The sequence below is a fragment of the Citrobacter sp. wls706 genome (assembly GCF_005281305.1).
GTDB lineage: Bacteria > Pseudomonadota > Gammaproteobacteria > Enterobacterales > Enterobacteriaceae > Citrobacter > Citrobacter werkmanii.
In genome coordinates this window covers 1-206 of the sequence record NZ_SZXG01000020.1, presented here as the reverse complement: position 1 = coordinate 206, position 206 = coordinate 1, and the positions used below count along the sequence as shown (strand labels likewise).

General features: G+C 51.0%; 1 rRNA gene. It reads right to left on the bottom strand.

The window, feature by feature from the left end:
* Positions 1–206 (bottom strand): 23S ribosomal RNA (locus FDW92_RS04865); the annotation flags it as partial.

Here is a 206-nt window from a genome sequence, read left to right as displayed (position 1 = left end):
CTTCACCTACATATCAGCGTGCCTTCTCCCGAAGTTACGGCACCATTTTGCCTAGTTCCTTCACCCGAGTTCTCTCAAGCGCCTTGGTATTCTCTACCTGACCACCTGTGTCGGTTTGGGGTACGATTTCGTGTTACCTGATGCTTAGAGGCTTTTCCTGGAAGCAGGGCATTTGTTACTTCAGCACCGTAGTGCCTCGTCATCAC